The following is a 15,996-nucleotide window of genomic DNA, read 5'->3' on the forward strand; positions in this document are numbered from 1 at the left end:
CGAAGCCGTAATCCGACAAACCAACCCAAGGTACCCCCACCCGGCAAACCCCCCTTTCTCCTGTTATAATTCTGACCCTGTTCATTTAACCAGTAGCGACCGGATCTCTATGGATGTCTCCCACATTATCGACGCTCTCAACGATGCCCAGCGCGAGGCAGTCACCGCCCAGAATGACCACTTGCTGGTGCTCGCTGGTGCGGGCAGTGGCAAGACCCGGGTGCTGGTACATCGGATCGCCTGGCTGATGCAGGTGGACAAGGTGCCGCCGACGGGCATTCTGGCGGTAACCTTCACCAACAAAGCGGCGAAGGAGATGCGCTTTCGCATCGAGCAGATGATGAATATTCCGGCCCGCGGCCTCTGGTTCGGCACCTTTCACGGAATTGCTCACCGCTTATTGAGAGCGCATTATCGGGAAGCGGGGCTACCGGAGAACTTTCAGGTCCTGGACAGCGACGACCAGTTGCGGCTGATCAAGCGTGTGATGCGTGAGTTGGAAATCGATGAGAGCCGCTGGCCACCGAAGCAGGCCCAGTGGTTCATCAACGGCCAGAAAGACGAAGGGTTGCGGGCAGAGCACATTCAGGAAAACCCCGGGGACCACTTCACTTCAACCATGCTTACGGTCTATCGCCGGTACGAGAAGCTCTGCAACCTGAGCGGTCTGGTGGACTTTGGCGAGCTGTTGCTGCGCTCCCATGAGCTGTGGCTGCATCGCCCGGAGCTGTTGAGCCATTACCAGAGTCGCTTCCAGCAGATTCTGGTGGACGAGTTTCAGGACACCAACGCCATCCAGTACGCCTGGCTACAGATTCTGGCGGGTAACCGTGTACCGATGACGGTAGTGGGGGACGACGACCAGTCGATCTATGGCTGGCGCGGCGCCAAGGTCGAAAACATCCAGCAGTACCAGCGGGACTTCCCCAATGCACGGCTGGTGCGGCTGGAGCAGAACTACCGCTCTACCCAGCTGATCCTGAAAGCGGCCAATGCCGTGATCGCCAACAACCAGGGCCGGCTGGGCAAGGAGCTGTGGACCGATGGCCCGGATGGCGAGCCCATCAGCCTCTACGCCGCGTTCAACGAGCAGGACGAGGCCAACTACATCGCTGACACCATCAGTAGCTGGGTCAGCGAAGGCAACCTGCGCAGTGAGTCCGCCATCCTGTACCGTTCCAACGCCCAGTCCCGGGTGCTGGAGGAATCCCTGATACGCCAGGGCATTCCCTACCGGGTATACGGTGGCCTGCGATTCTATGACCGCCAGGAAATCCGCAACGCGATCGCGTACCTGCGCCTGGTGCACTACCGCCGGGACGATGCGGCGTTTGAGAGGGTGGTGAACATCCCTGCCCGAGGCATTGGTGCCAAGAGCCTGGCCGATTTGCGGGCGTTTGCCACCGAACGCAGCATCTCCCTGTGGGAGTCCGCCGAGCGACTGCTTGAGGCGGGACAGGTCAAGGGCCGTGCCAAGACTGGCCTGCAATCCTTCATGGGCATTATCGAAAGCCTGACAGAGATGGTGGATGACGCGTCCTTGCATGGGTTGATGAAGAAAACACTGGAGCTGAGCGGCCTCAGGGATTACCACGCCAACGAAAAGGGTGAGAAAGGCCAGGCGCGGGCCGAAAACCTGGATGAACTGGTCAATGCCCTGTCGGACTTTGAAGCAGAAGAGGGTGTTGATCCGCTGTCGGAGTTCATTGCCCAAGCCGCCCTGGATGCTGGTGAGGCACAGGCGGAAGCGACAGAAGATTGCGTGCAGCTGATGACTCTTCACTCAGCCAAGGGCCTGGAATTCCCGCTGGTGTTCCTGGCCGGGGTAGAGGAAGGGCTGTTTCCCCACAGTATGTCACTGGAAGAGCCGGGGCGGATGGAAGAAGAGCGCCGCCTGGCCTATGTGGGTATCACCCGTGCCATGAAAAAGCTGGTGCTCACTTACGCCGAATCACGCCGCCTGTACGGCCAGGAAAAGTTCCACGCCCTGTCCCGCTTCGTCCGCGAAATCCCCGGCGACTGCATCCAGGAAGTGCGTCTGCGCAATACCGTCACTCGCCCGGCCATGGTGTCCCGCCCCAATGAAAGCTTGTTTGATTCAGCCCCCATGGAAAAGGCCGGGTTCAGTCTGGGGCAGCGGGTACGTCATCCAAAGTTTGGCGAGGGTATCGTGATGAACAGTGAAGGTAGCGGCCACCATACCCGGGTGCAGGTGAATTTTGATGAGGGTGCCAAGTGGCTCGTTCTTGCCTATGCACCTTTGGAAGCCTGCTGAATTTGGGGGTGAAGCACAGGTTAAGGGCCCCGGGCTCTGGTGCAGCCGGCAAGAAGTAGGTCGGATTAGCGAAGCGTAATCCGACGCTTTGCAAGTCGATACAATTTGTCGGATTACGCTTCGCTAATCCGACCTACGGTTGATAAAGCTTTTGAGGATCTCTTCGAGGCTTGGGCTGGTATCGGGAATACCTTTCCAAAACTGTGCGGAGCCATGGATGGCGGAGCTCAAGCGTCACATGGACGTGCCGCAGGAGCGTGTTTTGGAAAGGTGTTCCCGATATCAGCCTCCACCAAGCCCAAAAAGCTAGAGCCAGCCCTTACGCTTGAAGTACCAGTAAGGCGCAAACCCGGCGGATACCATCAGAACGATCGCCCCCGGATAACCCAATAGCCATTCGAGCTCCGGCATGTGCTTGAAGTTCATGCCGTAAACGCTGGCAATCAGTGTGGGTGGCAGGAAAACCACCGCCGCTATCGAAAAGGTCTTGATGATCTGGTTCTGCTCGATATTGATGAAACCCTGAGTGGAATCCATCAAAAAGTTGATCTTGTCGAACAGGAAGGTGGTATGGGACATCAGGGTTTCAATGTCGCGGTTAATTTCCCGTAGGGTCTCCCGCTGTTCGCCATCCTTGCTCAGGTGACGAAGCAGAAACGAGATGTTGCGCTGGGTGTCCATCAGGCACAGCCGGGTCTTGCCGTTACTGTCCTCCAGCCTGGCCAGGCGATTGATGGCCTCGTCCAGTTCCGCTTCTTCATCTTCAAGCACCAGGTAGCTGACCTCCTCCAGCTGTCGATGAAGGTCTTCGAGCCCGTCGGCATGGTTTTCCACTTTCTGTTCCAGCAGTGTGACCAGAATTTCGGCCACACTTCGTGCCTCTACCTGCCCGCGGCGTGCGCGCATTCGGATCAAGCGGAAATCCGCCAGTTCACTCTCGCGAATCGTGATCAGGCGCTTGTTCTGCAGTATGAAGGCGACCGACACAGTGTTATGACGCCCCTCGGCAAGGTTCAGGAAAAGTGAGTGGACATGTACTCCTGCCTGATCCACAAAGCAGCGCGCTGACGCCTCGATTTCCTCGACATCGTCAAACTCCGGGATATCGGTCTTCAGCAGTTCCTGGAGTATCTGTCGTTCGGCTTCGTCGGGTTCACAGGCGTCGATCCAGTCTGCCTGTTTCAAACGCGCCGCCGGAGGCTCCTGTGAACCGTCCATTTCGGTGATCAAACCATCTTCGATCCTGAAGAACCTAAGCATACGCGTGCTCCGAACAGCCTGAGTAACCCACTAAGAATACTAGTGTAACAGGAGCACGCTGCTAACGATTCTAGACGTATCGCCGACGCTTGAAGCTCACTTTGTCAGCATAGTCATCAATTCTGCCGATACGGCGGACATCCGCCCAGGTTCCCTTGTAGTAGGGGATGATGTTCCGGTCTGTCCAGGGAGTGACCAGGTCGCCAGACTCAATACCGAGATCCCGGGCATCCTCCGGATTGATTTCCAGCGGCCCGCACCTTTCGTACGTGGCCAGATAGCCGGTGGAACCACCCCTCGGAGGAATAGGAAACCGGACATCCCATGTGAGTGCAGAGGTTGCTGTAGGCGACAATGTCACCGTCCGGGCCGACTCCTCCGTGGGTTTGGCGACCGGTTTTGACGAGGGTGCAGGGCGACGAGGCATCCGGATAGGTGAAGGAAACCGGTTGGCCAACCTTCAGGTCAGCTGCCTTGCTGATGGTGGTTTGAGGATAGTCCAGCATTACCTTCCCTGGCTGCTCACTTACTTACAAGAAGTTGCAGTTCATTAAAACAGGATTAGTTCAGACCCTCTCGGGATGTAGCTGCAGAAGTAAATTTCTGTATGTTTTTTGATCACCGTCAATTTTCTCATTGATCAGTGTCATCGCATCCTAAACGGGAAAATGGTCCCTGGTTTTATTGGCAATGCGAACCAGTACCAGCATCAGTGGTACCTCGACCAGGACCCCCACAACTGTTGCCAGGGCTGCCCCGGATTGCAGACCGAATAGAGCAATCGCTGCAGCAACAGCCAGCTCGAAAAAGTTACTGGCACCAATCATGGCACCGGGAGCAGCGATGCAGTGGCGTACCTTCCACAACCTTGCCCAGCCATAGGCCAGAAAGAAGATAAGGAACGTCTGCACGATCAGCGGCACAGCAATCAGTGCAATATGCAGTGGGTTGTTCAGAATCACCTCGCCCTGGAAGGCGAACAGTAATACCAGGGTGACGATGAGTGCTGCCGGGGTAACCGGGCTGAGGCGCTTCATGAACACGTCGTCGTACCAGCGCTGGCCGTGTCGGGCGATGAGAGTGCGGCGGGTCAGGTAGCCGGCGGTCAGCGGGATGACAATGTACAGAACCACTGAGAGGAGGACGGTATCCCAGGGTACCTGGATGTTCGAGATGCCCAGCAGAAATACCACGATGGGTGCGAAGGCAAACAGCATGATAATGTCGTTCAGTGATACCTGCACCAGGGTATAGGCGGCATCGCCCCTGGTGAGGTAGCTCCAGACAAATACCATGGCGGTGCAGGGGGCAGCGCCCAGCAATATGGCACCTGCCAGATACTCGCTGGCCAGTTGCGGTGCAATAAACGGCTCGAACACTACCATCAGGAAGAACCAAGCAATGGCGAACATGGTGAACGGCTTGATCAGCCAGTTCACGATGGTGGTGATGGCCAGCCCCTTTGGTTCCTTACGCACGCCCAGTACGGCGCTGAAATCAATCTGTGCCATCATCGGAAAGATCATGGCCCAGATCAGAATCGCAATGGGAATGGAGACCTGGGCGTATTCGAAGCGGGAAAGTGTTTCTGGCACCACCGGTGCCAGCTGCCCCAGGGCCACGCCGGCAACGATGGCCAGGGCCACCCAGACCGACAGGTACTTACCGAAAAGATCCATGCCTTCACTGGTGCCCGTGCCTGTATTGGCGTCTGTATGACTGTTCATTCGTTACCCCTTACATGGATCGCTGATTGACGCGCTTCGAGACTTCTTCGGCACTCTCGACTCTTTCGGAATAGCGGTTCGTCAGATAATCGCTGCGATCCCGTATCAGCAGGGTGAATTTCATCAGTTCCTCCATTACGTCGACGATTCGGTTGTAATAGGGCGACGGCAGCATCCGGTTGTTGTCATCAAATTCCGTAAATGCTTTGGGCACCGATGACTGGTTGGGAATCGTCACCATCCGCATCCAGCGGCCCAGTACCCGCAACTGATTCACCGCGTTGAATGACTGGGAGCCACCACAAACCTGCATAACCGCCAGGGTCTTGCCCTGGGTTGGTCGCATGCCACCAATGGACAGGGGAATCCAGTCGATCTGGGTCTTCATGATGCCGGTCATGGCACCGTGGCGCTCTGGCGAACACCAGACCATCCCCTCGGACCACTGGGCTAGATCCCGCAGTTCCTGCACCTTCGGGTGGGAGGCGTCTTCGGCGTCCGCCAGCGGCAGGCCGCGCGGATTGAAGATTCGGGTTTCGGCTCCCATGGCCTCGAGCAGGCGCGCAGCTTCTTCCACCGCCAGGCGGCTGAACGAGCGCTCACGCAGGGAGCCGTAAAGCAGCAGAATCGTCGGTCGGTGACTCGAAAGCGCTGAGGCAAACAGGTCTTCGTTAGTGGGGGGCCGGAAAAGGCCGGCATCGATATTGGGTAGGTCAGATAGGCTCATGGTCACGTCGGTCACTTTTCCCAGTGTTCTTTTCCGGTTCTGGAGTGATAGCTGTCTTTACGCTGTCATATTGCTGAGCTATTATCGCAAAAATTACATATATGGCAATCCAAATATACGGATATCCACATGAAGAGAAGAGTTCTGTTTGTCTGTACCGCCAACAGTGCGCGCTCACTGATGGCCGAAGCCCTGCTCCAGCACATGGCCGGTGACCGGTTTGAGGTGGCCAGTGCCGGTACCGAACCTGCCCACCCTCATCCTCTGGCACTACAAGTGTTGCGTGAAGCGGGAGTATCTGTCGACGGGCTTCACAGCAAACCGCTGTCGGAGCTGCAAGGCCAGTACTGGGATTATGTAATCACTCTGTGTGAGAAGGCGGCCCGGGAATGCACCCTGGTGGCTTCCGGTGCCCAGCAGATAGCCTGGGACTTTCCGGACCCTGCCGAAAGTAACCGCCATGCTACCTTTGCTTTGACGCTCAAGGAGCTCAAGGAGCGCATTGGTCTGTTCACCCTGGTCCACCAGAAAGAGACCGGGCTGAAACCTGCCGGCTACAACCCGGTGACCATTTTCAAGGCCATGGCCGATGATCTGCGCCTGGCTGCCCTGTTGTTGATCAGAGGCCAGGAAAAACTGTGCGTATGCGAGCTGACCGAGGCCTTTGACGTATCTCAACCGAAAGTCAGTCGTCATCTGGCTTCATTGCGTGATGCGGGATTGCTGGAAACGGAACGCCGGGGGCAATGGGTCTATTATTACCTTAACCCGGGCCTGCCAGACTGGGTGTTACGGGTTCTGGAGGAAACCGCACATAATAATGCCGCACTGGTCGAGCAGCCGCTGGCGAGGCTGCAGGCGATGGCGGACCGGCCGGTAGCGCAGTGCCCCTGATCTGACACATCACACGGATTGCGAATCTCGCAAGGAGAACACCATGAGCAAGATTAAAGTTGGTATTAACGGATTCGGCCGTATCGGCCGCCTGGCACTGAGGGCAGCGTGGGAATGGCCGGATATGGAGTTTGTTGCCATCAACGATCCGGGTGCGGGTGCCGGTACCCTGGCGCATCTGCTGAACTTTGACAGTGTGCATGGCCGCTGGAGTCAGGAGGCCCTTGCGGATGGTGACGATATTGTTATCGGGGACCAACGCATTCGGGTGACCCACAACAAGTCCATCGGAGAGACCGACTGGTCCTGCTGTGATCTGGTCATCGAAGCCAGCGGGGTGAACAGGAAGGTGGCGGTTCTGCAGGGCTATCTGGATCAGGGTGTGAAGCGGGTGGTTGTGACCGCCCCGGTTAAAGAGGCAGGCGCGAAGAACATTGTCCTCGGCGTGAACGATGATATTTTCGATCCTGCCAACGACCGCATTGTGACCGCCGCTTCCTGCACCACCAACTGCCTGGCGCCGGTGGTGAAGGTGATTCATGAAAAGCTGGGCATCAGGCATGGCTCCATCACCACCATTCATAGCCTGACCAATACCCAGACCATCATTGATGCGCCGCACAAGGACCTGCGCAGGGCCCGGGCCTGTGGCAGTTCGCTGATTCCGACCAGCACCGGCTCCGCCACGGCCATCATTGAGATCTTCCCGGAACTGAAAGGCCGGCTTGATGGCCATGCGGTTCGCATTCCCCTCATCAACGCATCGCTGACCGATTGCGTTTTCGAGGTGGAAACGCCGACCGATCGCGATACGGTCAACCAGTTACTGAAAGAGGCGGCCGAAGGGGAACTGAAAGACATCCTGGGCTACGAAGAACGCCCGCTGGTGTCCATTGATTACAAGACCGACCCGCGCTCGTCCATCGTCGATGCGCTGTCAACTCTGGTGGTCAACGGCACCCAGGTGAAAATCTATGCCTGGTACGACAACGAGTGGGGTTATGCCAACCGCACTGCCGAGCTGGTGCGTAAGGTAGGCTCGGCCTGATATGACCGCCGCCATCCGACAGTACCTGGTCATTACCGGCAACTACTGGGCCTTCACCCTGACGGATGGGGCCCTTCGGATGCTGGTGGTTTTGCATTTTCACCAGCTGGGTTATTCGCCCCTGGAAATCGCCCTATTGTTCATCTTCTACGAGTTCTTCGGCGTGGTGACCAACCTGGTGGGTGGTTATCTGGGCGCCCGCATGGGGCTGAATCGCACCATGAATATCGGCCTGTTCCTGCAGATCGTGGCGCTGGGCATGCTGGCTGTACCGGCGGCCATGCTGACCGTACCCTGGGTGATGGCGGCACAAGCGCTTTCCGGCATTGCCAAAGATCTGAACAAGATGTCCGCCAAGAGCGGTATCAAGCTGCTGGTACCGGATGAGCAGCAGGGCACCCTATACAAGTGGGTGGCGATTCTGACCGGCTCCAAGAATACCCTCAAGGGCGTGGGATTTTTCCTCGGCGGGGTGTTGTTGATGGCCGCAGGCTTCACGGGCGCGGTCATTATTATGGCTGTTGCCCTCGCCGCGGTCTGGCTGGCGAGCCTGTTCCTGCTCAAGCAGGAGCTGGGCAAGAGTAAGGCGAAACCGAAGTTCCGTGAGATCCTGTCGAAGAGCCGTGCGATCAACGTCCTGTCGGCGGCGCGGATGTTCCTGTTCGGTGCCCGCGATGTGTGGTTTGTGGTGGCCCTGCCGGTATACCTGCATACGGTATTCGGCTGGGATTTCTGGAAGGTGGGTGCTTTCATGGCCACCTGGATTATCGGCTATGGCTTCATCCAGACCATTGCGCCGCGCATTACCGGCAATATGGAAGGCAAACAACCTGCGGTGCTCTGGGCCGCCGCCCTGGCTCTGATTCCCGCTGCTATTGCCGTTGGCCTGATGGCAGGGGGGCCGCCACAGATGGTGATTGTGGGCGGATTACTGCTGTTTGGCGTGCTGTTTGCCATCAACTCCTCTCTCCACAGCTATCTGATCGTCAGCTATGCCCGGGGTGACGGCGTTTCCCTGGATGTGGGCTTCTACTACATGTCCAATGCTGCCGGCCGGCTTCTTGGCACCATTCTCTCTGGTTGGGTCTATCAGGCCTATGGGCTGGAAGCCTGTCTGTGGATATCATCGGGTCTGGTGGCCATGGCATCACTTCTCTCTTTGTTGTTGCCCGAGAGGCGGCCCGTAGTGGTGTGAGCCGGCGTCAGAAACGCATGACCAGTCCTGCGCCGGCTTCCACCTGTAAGTAACCGTCGCTGCGAAACCTGAGCTCGCATCCGCCGGAGCAGAACACAGAACCTGCCGAGTTCAGGGCGGTATAAATGCCGCGAAGATCCAGCCGCAGCCGCAGTTGTTCGGTCATGAAGAATTGATAGCCGCCACCAAGCGTCAGAGCTGCCCGGTGATGGCTATCGTATCTCGAGTCCTCCGGCTCCAGGCGGGTAACTCCCAGCACGCCGGAGACAAACCCTCCGTAGCTTTTTCCGCCTGGAAAATAGAGCCCTCCGAACTGGAATTGGTAAATCGTCAGATCAATGGACTCGATTCCCGGAGCGAACAGGCCGTTGTCCAGCCTGGCGGAGGTGCTTTGCCGGCTGAAGTAAATTTCCCCCTGCTTGCCAGGTTCGGCCAGGTCAAAATTGAGTGCCAGCCCCTGGCTTGCGGAGTCCCGGAAGTGGATCTGATCGTCAGCGCTGGCACCGGCGGTCTCGATATCCACCGAACTGCTCATGCGAAAGCCTGCAAACGGTGACACTCCAACCTCTGCCACCGCCGGCGGCACTGGCAAGGTAAGGGCGAATAGGACCGCTGTGAAGGTTCGGAGGCTCATACATACCTGCTATGCGTGGCTGGTTGCTGGCGAGATCCTGTGCAATGGTGTAACCATTATGGATCCCGCAGGCCATGGTGAACCTATTTTGACAGAACTTTTGCTGGAAAACGTCAGTGTTGGCGCCCTGAGCGAGGTATCTCTGGTGGTGCCTGCCGGGCAGGTCGCTTGCCTGTCCGGCCCGTCCGGCAGTGGCAAAAGTCGCCTGCTGAGAGCGGTGGCGGATCTGGAACCCCATGGTGGTGGCATTTCTCTGGGGGGGACCCGTCAGCAGGAAATGCCTGCCCACCAGTGGCGGAGCCGGGTGGTAATGGTGCCAGCAGACAGTCAGTGGTGGTTTGATGTGGTGGGAGGCCATTTTCCAGATGATGCCGGTTCGCGACTGCCCCCGGCCCTGGGCTTCCCGTCTGAAGTGATGGGCTGGTCGGTCAGTCGGCTGTCCTCCGGTGAGCGTCAGCGGCTGGCCCTCTGGCGGGCGCTTTCTCTCCAGCCGGAGGCTCTTTTGCTGGACGAACCGACTGCCAATCTGGATGGCAGCAGCACGGAAACCGTGGAAACCTGGTTGCTTGAGGAGATTCGGCGCCGGCATATCGCTACCCTCTGGATCGCCCATGATCCGGGCCAGATTCATCGTGTGGCGGATGCCCACTACCGGATTAACGGAACCAGAGTGGAGCCTGTCCATGGAAGTGATTGACCTTGCCTGGTGGAAACTGGGGTTGGCGGCTCTGCTGGTGCTGGCGCTGGGTGTATCCGGATACATTGCCCGCCTTGGAATCACCCGCAGCCTGCTGATTGCCGCCATCCGCACGGTCATCCAGTTGGCGCTGATCGGGTTGGTACTTGAAGCCCTGTTTGCGTCCTCTGCGTTTTACTGGATTGCTCTGCTGGCGCTGGTGATGCTGCTGATCGCAGGCCGTGAGGTGGTGGCACGCCAGGGTCGGCGTTTGCAGGGCTGGTGGGCTTTCGGTATTGGCACCGGCGCCATGTTCGTGTCGTCCTTCACGATCACGGTACTGGCCCTGACCGTGGTGATCGGCCCCGACCCCTGGTATGCCCCCCAATATGCCATTCCTTTGCTGGGTATGATGCTTGGCAACACCATGACAGGCGTCAGCCTGGCGCTGGACCGGCTCAATGAATCGGTCTGGCAACAAAGAGGCGTGATCGAGAACCGGCTGATGCTGGGGCAGACCTGGCAACAGGCGCTGGAGGATATCCGCCGGGACGCCATGCGCAGTGGCATGATGCCCTCGATCAATGCCATGGCGGCGGCCGGTATTGTCAGCCTGCCGGGCATGATGACTGGTCAGATTCTGGCGGGCAGTCCGCCTGCGGTGGCCGTGAAATACCAGATCCTTGTGATGCTCATTATTACGGCAGCCACTGGCTTTGGTGCAGTCATGGCGGTCTCCTGGGGTGGCCGCAGACTGTTTGATGATCGTGAGCGCTTGCGTCTGGACCGGTTGGTAAAGTCTTGAGCCAGTGATCGATCAGGAACTTTCGGGCCGGATTTCCAGGCGTACCGCTGCGCTGACATCCGCTTGCGGCCGCCATAAGCCCCGCCTAGACTGAACAGAGCCTGACGACTCTGGCAGGTTCCGACATGGAGGGGTGGTAATGGCGTTCCAGACCCTGGATGGCAATGAAGCCGTGGCCTCAGTGGCCTATCGATTGAGTGAAACCATTGCCATCTATCCGATTACCCCGGCATCGGTGATGGGCGAGCATGCGGATGACTGGGCCACCCTGGGCAGGGCCAATCTCTGGGGCCAGGTGCCCGGCGTGGTTGAAATGCAATCCGAGGCTGGCGCTGCCGGCGCCATGCACGGAGCGCTACAGGCGGGTTCTCTGGTGACAACCTTCACCGCCTCCCAGGGGCTGCTGCTGATGTTGCCCAACCTGTTCAAGATTGCTGGCGAGCTATCGCCTTTCTGCATGCACATAGCCGCCCGCAGTGTCGCCACCCATGCTCTGTCCATTTTCTGCGATCACTCCGATGTGATGGCTGCCAGGGGCACCGGTTTTGCCCTGCTGGCCTCCGGGTCTGTGCAGGAAGCCCAGGACCTGGCCGCTATCGGCCATGCGGTGACCCTGGAGCCCCGGGTGCCGGTGATGCATTTCTTTGACGGCTTCCGCACCTCCCATGAGATTTCCAAGATTGCGGTGCTCAGTGACGAGGACCTGACGGCACTGGTTTCCCGTGAAGGGGTCCAGTCACACCGCAGCCGCCGGATGACTCCCGACCGGCCGGTGGTGCGGGGCACCTCCCAGAACCCGGATGCCTTCTTCCAGTCCCGGGAAGCCACCAACCCCTTCTATCAGGTGTTTCCGGAGCGCCTGGAAGCCGTCATGGAGCGGTTTGCTGACATCACCGGTCGCCATTATCAGCTGTTTGATTACATGGGGCACCCGGAAGCGGAGCGGGTGGTCATCCTGATGGGTTCCGGAGCCGAGTGTGCCCATGAAACCGTGGAGTGGCTGACAGGGCAGGGGGAAAAGGTTGGTGTCCTCAAGGTGCGTCTGTTCCGGCCCTTCGCCACCGATCAGTTTCTGCAGGCGCTTCCCGGCACCGTGACACATATAGCAGTGCTGGACCGGACCAAGGAGCCCGGTGCCCAGGGCGAGCCTCTGCTGCTGGAAGTCAGCGGCGCTCTGATGGAGGCCTACAGTCGTGGCGATCGGCAAATATTACCCCGGGTGATTGGCGGGCGTTATGGCCTGTCCTCCAGGGAGTTCACCCCGGCAATGGTCTGTGCAGTCTTTGACCAGCTCAGGGCGGCCTCACCGAAAACCCGTTTTACGGTGGGTGTCCGCGACGACGTGACACATTTGTCGCTTGAGGTGGACAACGAACTGGATATCGAGTCACCGCAGACCCGTCGCGCCCTGTTTTTCGGGCTTGGGGCCGATGGCACGGTCAGCAGCAACAAGGCCAGCATCAAGATTCTCGGTGAGGGCACGGAACTGTATGCCCAGGGCCATTTTGTCTACGACTCCAAGAAGTCCGGGGCGACGACGGTATCGCACCTGCGCTTCGGGCCGCTGCCGATCCGCTCAAGTTATCAGATCCGCCAGGCTCAGTTTGTGGCGGTGCATGCGCCGCAGTTTCTGGACAGGTTCGATGTTCTGGAACATGCAGCACCGGGCGCTACAATTCTGTTAAACGTGCCCTGGACCCCGGAACAGGTGTGGGACAGGCTGTCCGTGGAAGTCCAGCAGGTTCTGGTGGATCGCAAAGTCAGACTTTACGTGATTGATGCCGCTGGCGTGGCGGAGGCTGCGGGTCTGGAACGACGCATCAATACCGTTATGCAGGTGTGTTTCTTTGCCCTCGCTGACATTCTTCCCCGTGATGAGGCCATTGCCCGCATCAAGGACTCCATTCGTCAGACCTGGGGCCGTCGCGGGCCGGAGGTGGTTCGCCGGAATGTGGAGGCCGTCGACTCTGCCCTGGCGAATCTGCATGAAGTGCGGGTGCCCGGCGAGGTGACGGCCACCCGCAGGCGTCCGCCAAGAGTTCCCCGGGACGCACCGGACTTCGTCCAGAAAGTCACTCGTCTGTTGATGGACGGCCAGGGTGACAAACTGCCGGTCAGCGCCTTCCCTCCGGACGGCACCTGGCCCACTGGCACCAGCCAGTATGAAAAACGGTCTATCGCCCTGGAAATCCCCATCTGGGAGTCCGATCTTTGTGTACAGTGCAACTTCTGCGCGATGATCTGCCCCCATACGGCGATTACCGGCAAGGTCTTCGAGCCGGAGGCCGGCAAGGGTGCCCCGGACACCTTCGAGGCGGTGCCCGAAACCCACACTCCGGAACTGGAAGGGCTGGACTACCGGCTTCAGGTGGCTCCGGATGACTGTACCGGTTGCGGCTTGTGTGTGGAGGTCTGCCCCGCAAAGGATCGCACCCAGCCCAAGCGCAAGGCCATCAACATGAGGCCGCTGGCAGAGCATCGGGAAGCCGAGGCGAAAAACCTGGCATTCCTGCGAAGCCTGCCGGACGTGCCCCGGGAGCGTATTCCCCGGGACTTCAAATCGCTACCACTACTGATCCCTCTGTTCGAGTATTCCGGCGCCTGCGCCGGCTGCGGCGAGACGCCCTATATTCGCCTGCTCACCCAGTTACTGGGCGATCGGTTGCTGATTGCCAATGCCACCGGGTGCTCCTCAATTTATGGCGGCAACCTGCCCACCACCCCTTACACCGTGAACGCCGATGGCCGCGGGCCGACCTGGAACAACTCGCTGTTCGAGGACGCCGCCGAACTGGGCCTGGGCATGCGAATGGGGCTGGACAGGCTGGTGGGCCGAGCCCGGCAGTTGCTGGAAGACCTGAGAGAGAAACTGCCGCCAGATTTGTACCAAGATTTGACCGGCCCCTGCGCCACTCTTGACGAGGTGGCCATGGCGGCGCGGCGCGAAGCGGTGACCCGGCTGCGTGACTGGCTGGCGGACCAGCAAGGCCGGGAGGCCGAGGAGCTGTCAAACCTCGCGGATGAGCTATGCCCCAAGAGCGTGTGGGTAATCGGTGGTGATGGCTGGGCTTACGACATTGGTTATGGTGGTCTTGACCATGCCCTGGCGTCGGGCCAGAACCTCAAGCTGCTGGTGCTGGACACAGAGGTGTATTCCAACACCGGCGGGCAGCAATCCAAGGCCACGCCCATGGGCGCGATTGCAAAGTTTGCCGCCGCCGGCAAGGAAACCCGCAAGAAGGACCTGGGGCTGCTGGCCATGAGCTATGGCCATGTCTACGTGGCCCAGATCGCCATGCAGTCCCACAGCAATCACACCACCAAGGCCCTGCAGGAAGCCGAGAGCTTCGACGGCCCGGCACTGATCATTGCCCACAGCCCCTGCATTGCCCATGGATACGATCTGGTGCACTCGCCGGCACAGCAGAAGCGGGCGGTGGACAGCTGGGCCTGGCCGCTGTACCGGTTCGACCCCCGCCGCATCCACGAAGGGCTGCCACCCCTGCAGCTGGACTCCCTGCGCCAGAAGGTGACCATGAAAAACTATATGCAGGAAGAAGCCCGCTTCCGCATGCTGGAATTGCGGGATCCTGAAAGGTATGAGCAACTGGTGGCAGCGGCGAGCGAAGCAGCGCAGGAACAACGGGAGCTCTACAAGCAACTGGCGGGGATCCACTTTGAGCCCCATGAACACCCGGAACCGGATCAGAAAGAAGGCGACCGTCATGACTGAGTTGGCAACCCGATGGCTCGGGCTGGACCTGTGCTCGCCCCTGCTGGTTGGCGCCAGCCCGCTGACCGACAACCTGGACGCACTCAAGGCCTGCGTTGATGCCGGGGCCGGTGCCATAGTGATGCATTCGCTGTTCGAGGAACAGCTGGTGGCGGAACAGATGGCCGCTCATCGTTTTATCGATTCGCGCATTAACATGGATGCTGAGGCGCGTTCATTCTTTCCGGAATCCGAGGTGTTCGAGATGGGATCGGGCAGCTATCTCAAACGCCTGGAAACGCTGCAGAACGCGTTGAATGTGCCGGTGGTTGCTTCCCTTAATGGCATATCTGCCGGCGGCTGGGTCCAACATGCCCGGGAACTGGAAGACGCTGGAGCGTCGGCGATTGAACTCAACCTGTATGACCTGGCCACAGACCCTTCCGACACGGCCGCTTCCCTGGAACAGCGTCAGCTCGATGTGGTTCGTTCGGTTGTGGAGCAGGTCACCATCCCGGTCAGCGTCAAACTGTCACCCTTCTATTCCGCGCTTCCGGCTTTTGTGGCAGGCCTGCAGGCGGCAGGGGCCCGGGGGCTGGTGCTGTTCAATCGCTTTTACCAGCCGGATATGGACCTGGATGAACTGGAACTGAGCCGCGAAGTGGTGTTGTCCACCAATGCCGAGCTGCCCCTGCGGCTTCATGGGATAGCGATGCTGTTCAATCGTACCGCGCTGGAAATGGCGGCTTCCGGTGGTGTGCACAGCGGCGATGATGCCGCCAAGGCGATCCTGTCTGGTGCCACGGTTGTGCAGATGGTGTCGGTGCTGCTGAGAGAGGGGCCGTCGGCGCTGGCACGGATTACGGGCGAAATGAACCAGCGCCTCTCCACCATGGGTTACCGCACTCTGGCTGAAGCCCGCGGTGCCCTGTCACTGGCAAATGCCCCCAATTCCCGGACCTGGGAGCGGTTGAATTACGCCCACCTGTTGCACGGCTGGCAATCTTCACCAGGGACAACATGAGCGGAAACAGGGGGCAGCT

General features: G+C 59.2%; 13 protein-coding genes. 8 read left to right on the forward strand and 5 right to left on the reverse strand.

The features are described from left to right. The first annotated feature begins 109 nt into the window (after positions 1–109). The gene (gene uvrD / locus QPM17_RS07495; protein ID WP_285390035.1) at positions 110–2,275 is read left to right on the forward strand and encodes a DNA helicase II; all 2,166 of its coding nucleotides are present in this window, start codon (positions 110–112) and stop codon (positions 2,273–2,275) included. A gap of 306 nt (positions 2,276–2,581) precedes the next feature. On the opposite strand, the gene corA is transcribed toward uvrD, so the two are convergent. From corA to arsH, 4 genes are all read right to left on the reverse strand, one after another. Further along, the gene (corA, locus tag QPM17_RS07500; RefSeq protein ID WP_285390036.1) at positions 2,582–3,535 is read right to left on the reverse strand and encodes a magnesium/cobalt transporter CorA; all 954 of its coding nucleotides are present in this window, start codon (positions 3,533–3,535) and stop codon (positions 2,582–2,584) included. Between the two features lie 209 nt (positions 3,536–3,744). Beyond that, positions 3,745–4,041, reverse strand: coding sequence for an arsenate reductase (azurin) small subunit (locus tag QPM17_RS07505; protein ID WP_285390037.1), 297 nt, complete (start codon positions 4,039–4,041; stop codon positions 3,745–3,747). Positions 4,042–4,191: 150 nt separating this feature from the next. After that, positions 4,192–5,262: an ACR3 family arsenite efflux transporter gene (arsB, locus tag QPM17_RS07510; RefSeq protein ID WP_285390038.1), complete on the reverse strand. Its 1,071-nt coding sequence runs from the start codon at positions 5,260–5,262 to the stop codon at positions 4,192–4,194. 10 nt (positions 5,263–5,272) lie between these two features. Next, complete coding sequence (gene arsH / locus QPM17_RS07515; protein ID WP_285390039.1) at positions 5,273–5,989, reverse strand: arsenical resistance protein ArsH; 717 nt, start codon at positions 5,987–5,989, stop codon at positions 5,273–5,275. Between the two features lie 129 nt (positions 5,990–6,118). Between arsH and QPM17_RS07520 the strand changes: the two genes are divergently transcribed. Genes QPM17_RS07520 through arsJ form a run of 3 tightly spaced genes read left to right on the forward strand, consistent with a single transcriptional unit; the run spans position 6,119 to position 9,126 of the window. Then, complete coding sequence (locus QPM17_RS07520; RefSeq protein ID WP_285390040.1) at positions 6,119–6,883, forward strand: metalloregulator ArsR/SmtB family transcription factor; 765 nt, start codon at positions 6,119–6,121, stop codon at positions 6,881–6,883. A 43-nt stretch (positions 6,884–6,926) separates the two neighbouring features. Then, positions 6,927–7,931 (forward strand): ArsJ-associated glyceraldehyde-3-phosphate dehydrogenase, encoded by a 1,005-nt coding sequence (locus QPM17_RS07525; RefSeq protein WP_285390041.1) that lies wholly within the window; start codon positions 6,927–6,929, stop codon positions 7,929–7,931. Between the two features lies 1 nt (position 7,932). Further along, positions 7,933–9,126, forward strand: coding sequence for an organoarsenical effux MFS transporter ArsJ (gene arsJ / locus QPM17_RS07530; protein ID WP_285390042.1), 1,194 nt, complete (start codon positions 7,933–7,935; stop codon positions 9,124–9,126). A 7-nt stretch (positions 9,127–9,133) separates the two neighbouring features. Here the strand turns inward: arsJ and QPM17_RS07535 are convergent, their stop codons facing one another. Beyond that, a complete protein-coding gene (locus QPM17_RS07535) occupies positions 9,134–9,760 on the reverse strand; it encodes a porin family protein (RefSeq protein WP_285390043.1) in 627 nt (208 codons plus the stop codon). An 88-nt stretch (positions 9,761–9,848) separates the two neighbouring features. Here QPM17_RS07535 and QPM17_RS07540 point away from each other — a divergent pair, with 88 nt between their 5' ends. From QPM17_RS07540 to QPM17_RS07555, 4 genes are all read left to right on the forward strand, one after another. Next, complete coding sequence (locus QPM17_RS07540) at positions 9,849–10,457, forward strand: ABC transporter ATP-binding protein (RefSeq protein ID WP_285390044.1); 609 nt, start codon at positions 9,849–9,851, stop codon at positions 10,455–10,457. Beyond that, the gene (locus QPM17_RS07545; protein WP_285390045.1) at positions 10,444–11,241 is read left to right on the forward strand and encodes an ABC transporter permease; all 798 of its coding nucleotides are present in this window, start codon (positions 10,444–10,446) and stop codon (positions 11,239–11,241) included. Before QPM17_RS07540 ends, QPM17_RS07545 begins: the two co-directional genes overlap by 14 nt. Before the next feature lie 139 nt (positions 11,242–11,380). Continuing rightward, positions 11,381–14,974, forward strand: coding sequence for a pyruvate:ferredoxin (flavodoxin) oxidoreductase (nifJ, locus tag QPM17_RS07550; protein ID WP_285390046.1), 3,594 nt, complete (start codon positions 11,381–11,383; stop codon positions 14,972–14,974). Next, on the forward strand, positions 14,967–15,977 hold the full coding sequence (locus QPM17_RS07555) for a dihydroorotate dehydrogenase-like protein (protein WP_285390047.1): 1,011 nt from the start codon (positions 14,967–14,969) through the stop codon (positions 15,975–15,977). The genes nifJ and QPM17_RS07555 overlap by 8 nt, the downstream gene beginning before the upstream one ends. The last annotated feature ends 19 nt before the right edge of the window (positions 15,978–15,996 follow it).

The sequence above is a fragment of the Marinobacter azerbaijanicus genome (assembly GCF_030250645.1).
Taxonomy (GTDB): domain Bacteria; phylum Pseudomonadota; class Gammaproteobacteria; order Pseudomonadales; family Oleiphilaceae; genus Marinobacter; species Marinobacter azerbaijanicus.

Bases quoted from the DNA above. Each gene is read 5' to 3' on its own strand.
- QPM17_RS07555 (WP_285390047.1), top strand. From the start codon at position 14,967: ATGACTGAGTTGGCAACCCGATGGCTCGGGCTGGACCTGTGCTCGCCC.
- QPM17_RS07520 (WP_285390040.1), top strand. From the start codon at position 6,119: ATGAAGAGAAGAGTTCTGTTTGTCTGTACCGCCAACAGTGCGCGCTCA.
- nifJ (WP_285390046.1), top strand. From the start codon at position 11,381: ATGGCGTTCCAGACCCTGGATGGCAATGAAGCCGTGGCCTCAGTGGCC.
- QPM17_RS07535 (WP_285390043.1), bottom strand. From the start codon at position 9,760: ATGAGCCTCCGAACCTTCACAGCGGTCCTATTCGCCCTTACCTTGCCA.
- arsB (WP_285390038.1), bottom strand. From the start codon at position 5,262: ATGAACAGTCATACAGACGCCAATACAGGCACGGGCACCAGTGAAGGC.
- uvrD (WP_285390035.1), top strand. From the start codon at position 110: ATGGATGTCTCCCACATTATCGACGCTCTCAACGATGCCCAGCGCGAG.
- QPM17_RS07545 (WP_285390045.1), top strand. From the start codon at position 10,444: ATGGAAGTGATTGACCTTGCCTGGTGGAAACTGGGGTTGGCGGCTCTG.
- QPM17_RS07505 (WP_285390037.1), bottom strand. From the start codon at position 4,041: ATGCTGGACTATCCTCAAACCACCATCAGCAAGGCAGCTGACCTGAAG.
- corA (WP_285390036.1), bottom strand. From the start codon at position 3,535: ATGCTTAGGTTCTTCAGGATCGAAGATGGTTTGATCACCGAAATGGAC.
- arsJ (WP_285390042.1), top strand. From the start codon at position 7,933: ATGACCGCCGCCATCCGACAGTACCTGGTCATTACCGGCAACTACTGG.
- arsH (WP_285390039.1), bottom strand. From the start codon at position 5,989: ATGAGCCTATCTGACCTACCCAATATCGATGCCGGCCTTTTCCGGCCC.
- QPM17_RS07525 (WP_285390041.1), top strand. From the start codon at position 6,927: ATGAGCAAGATTAAAGTTGGTATTAACGGATTCGGCCGTATCGGCCGC.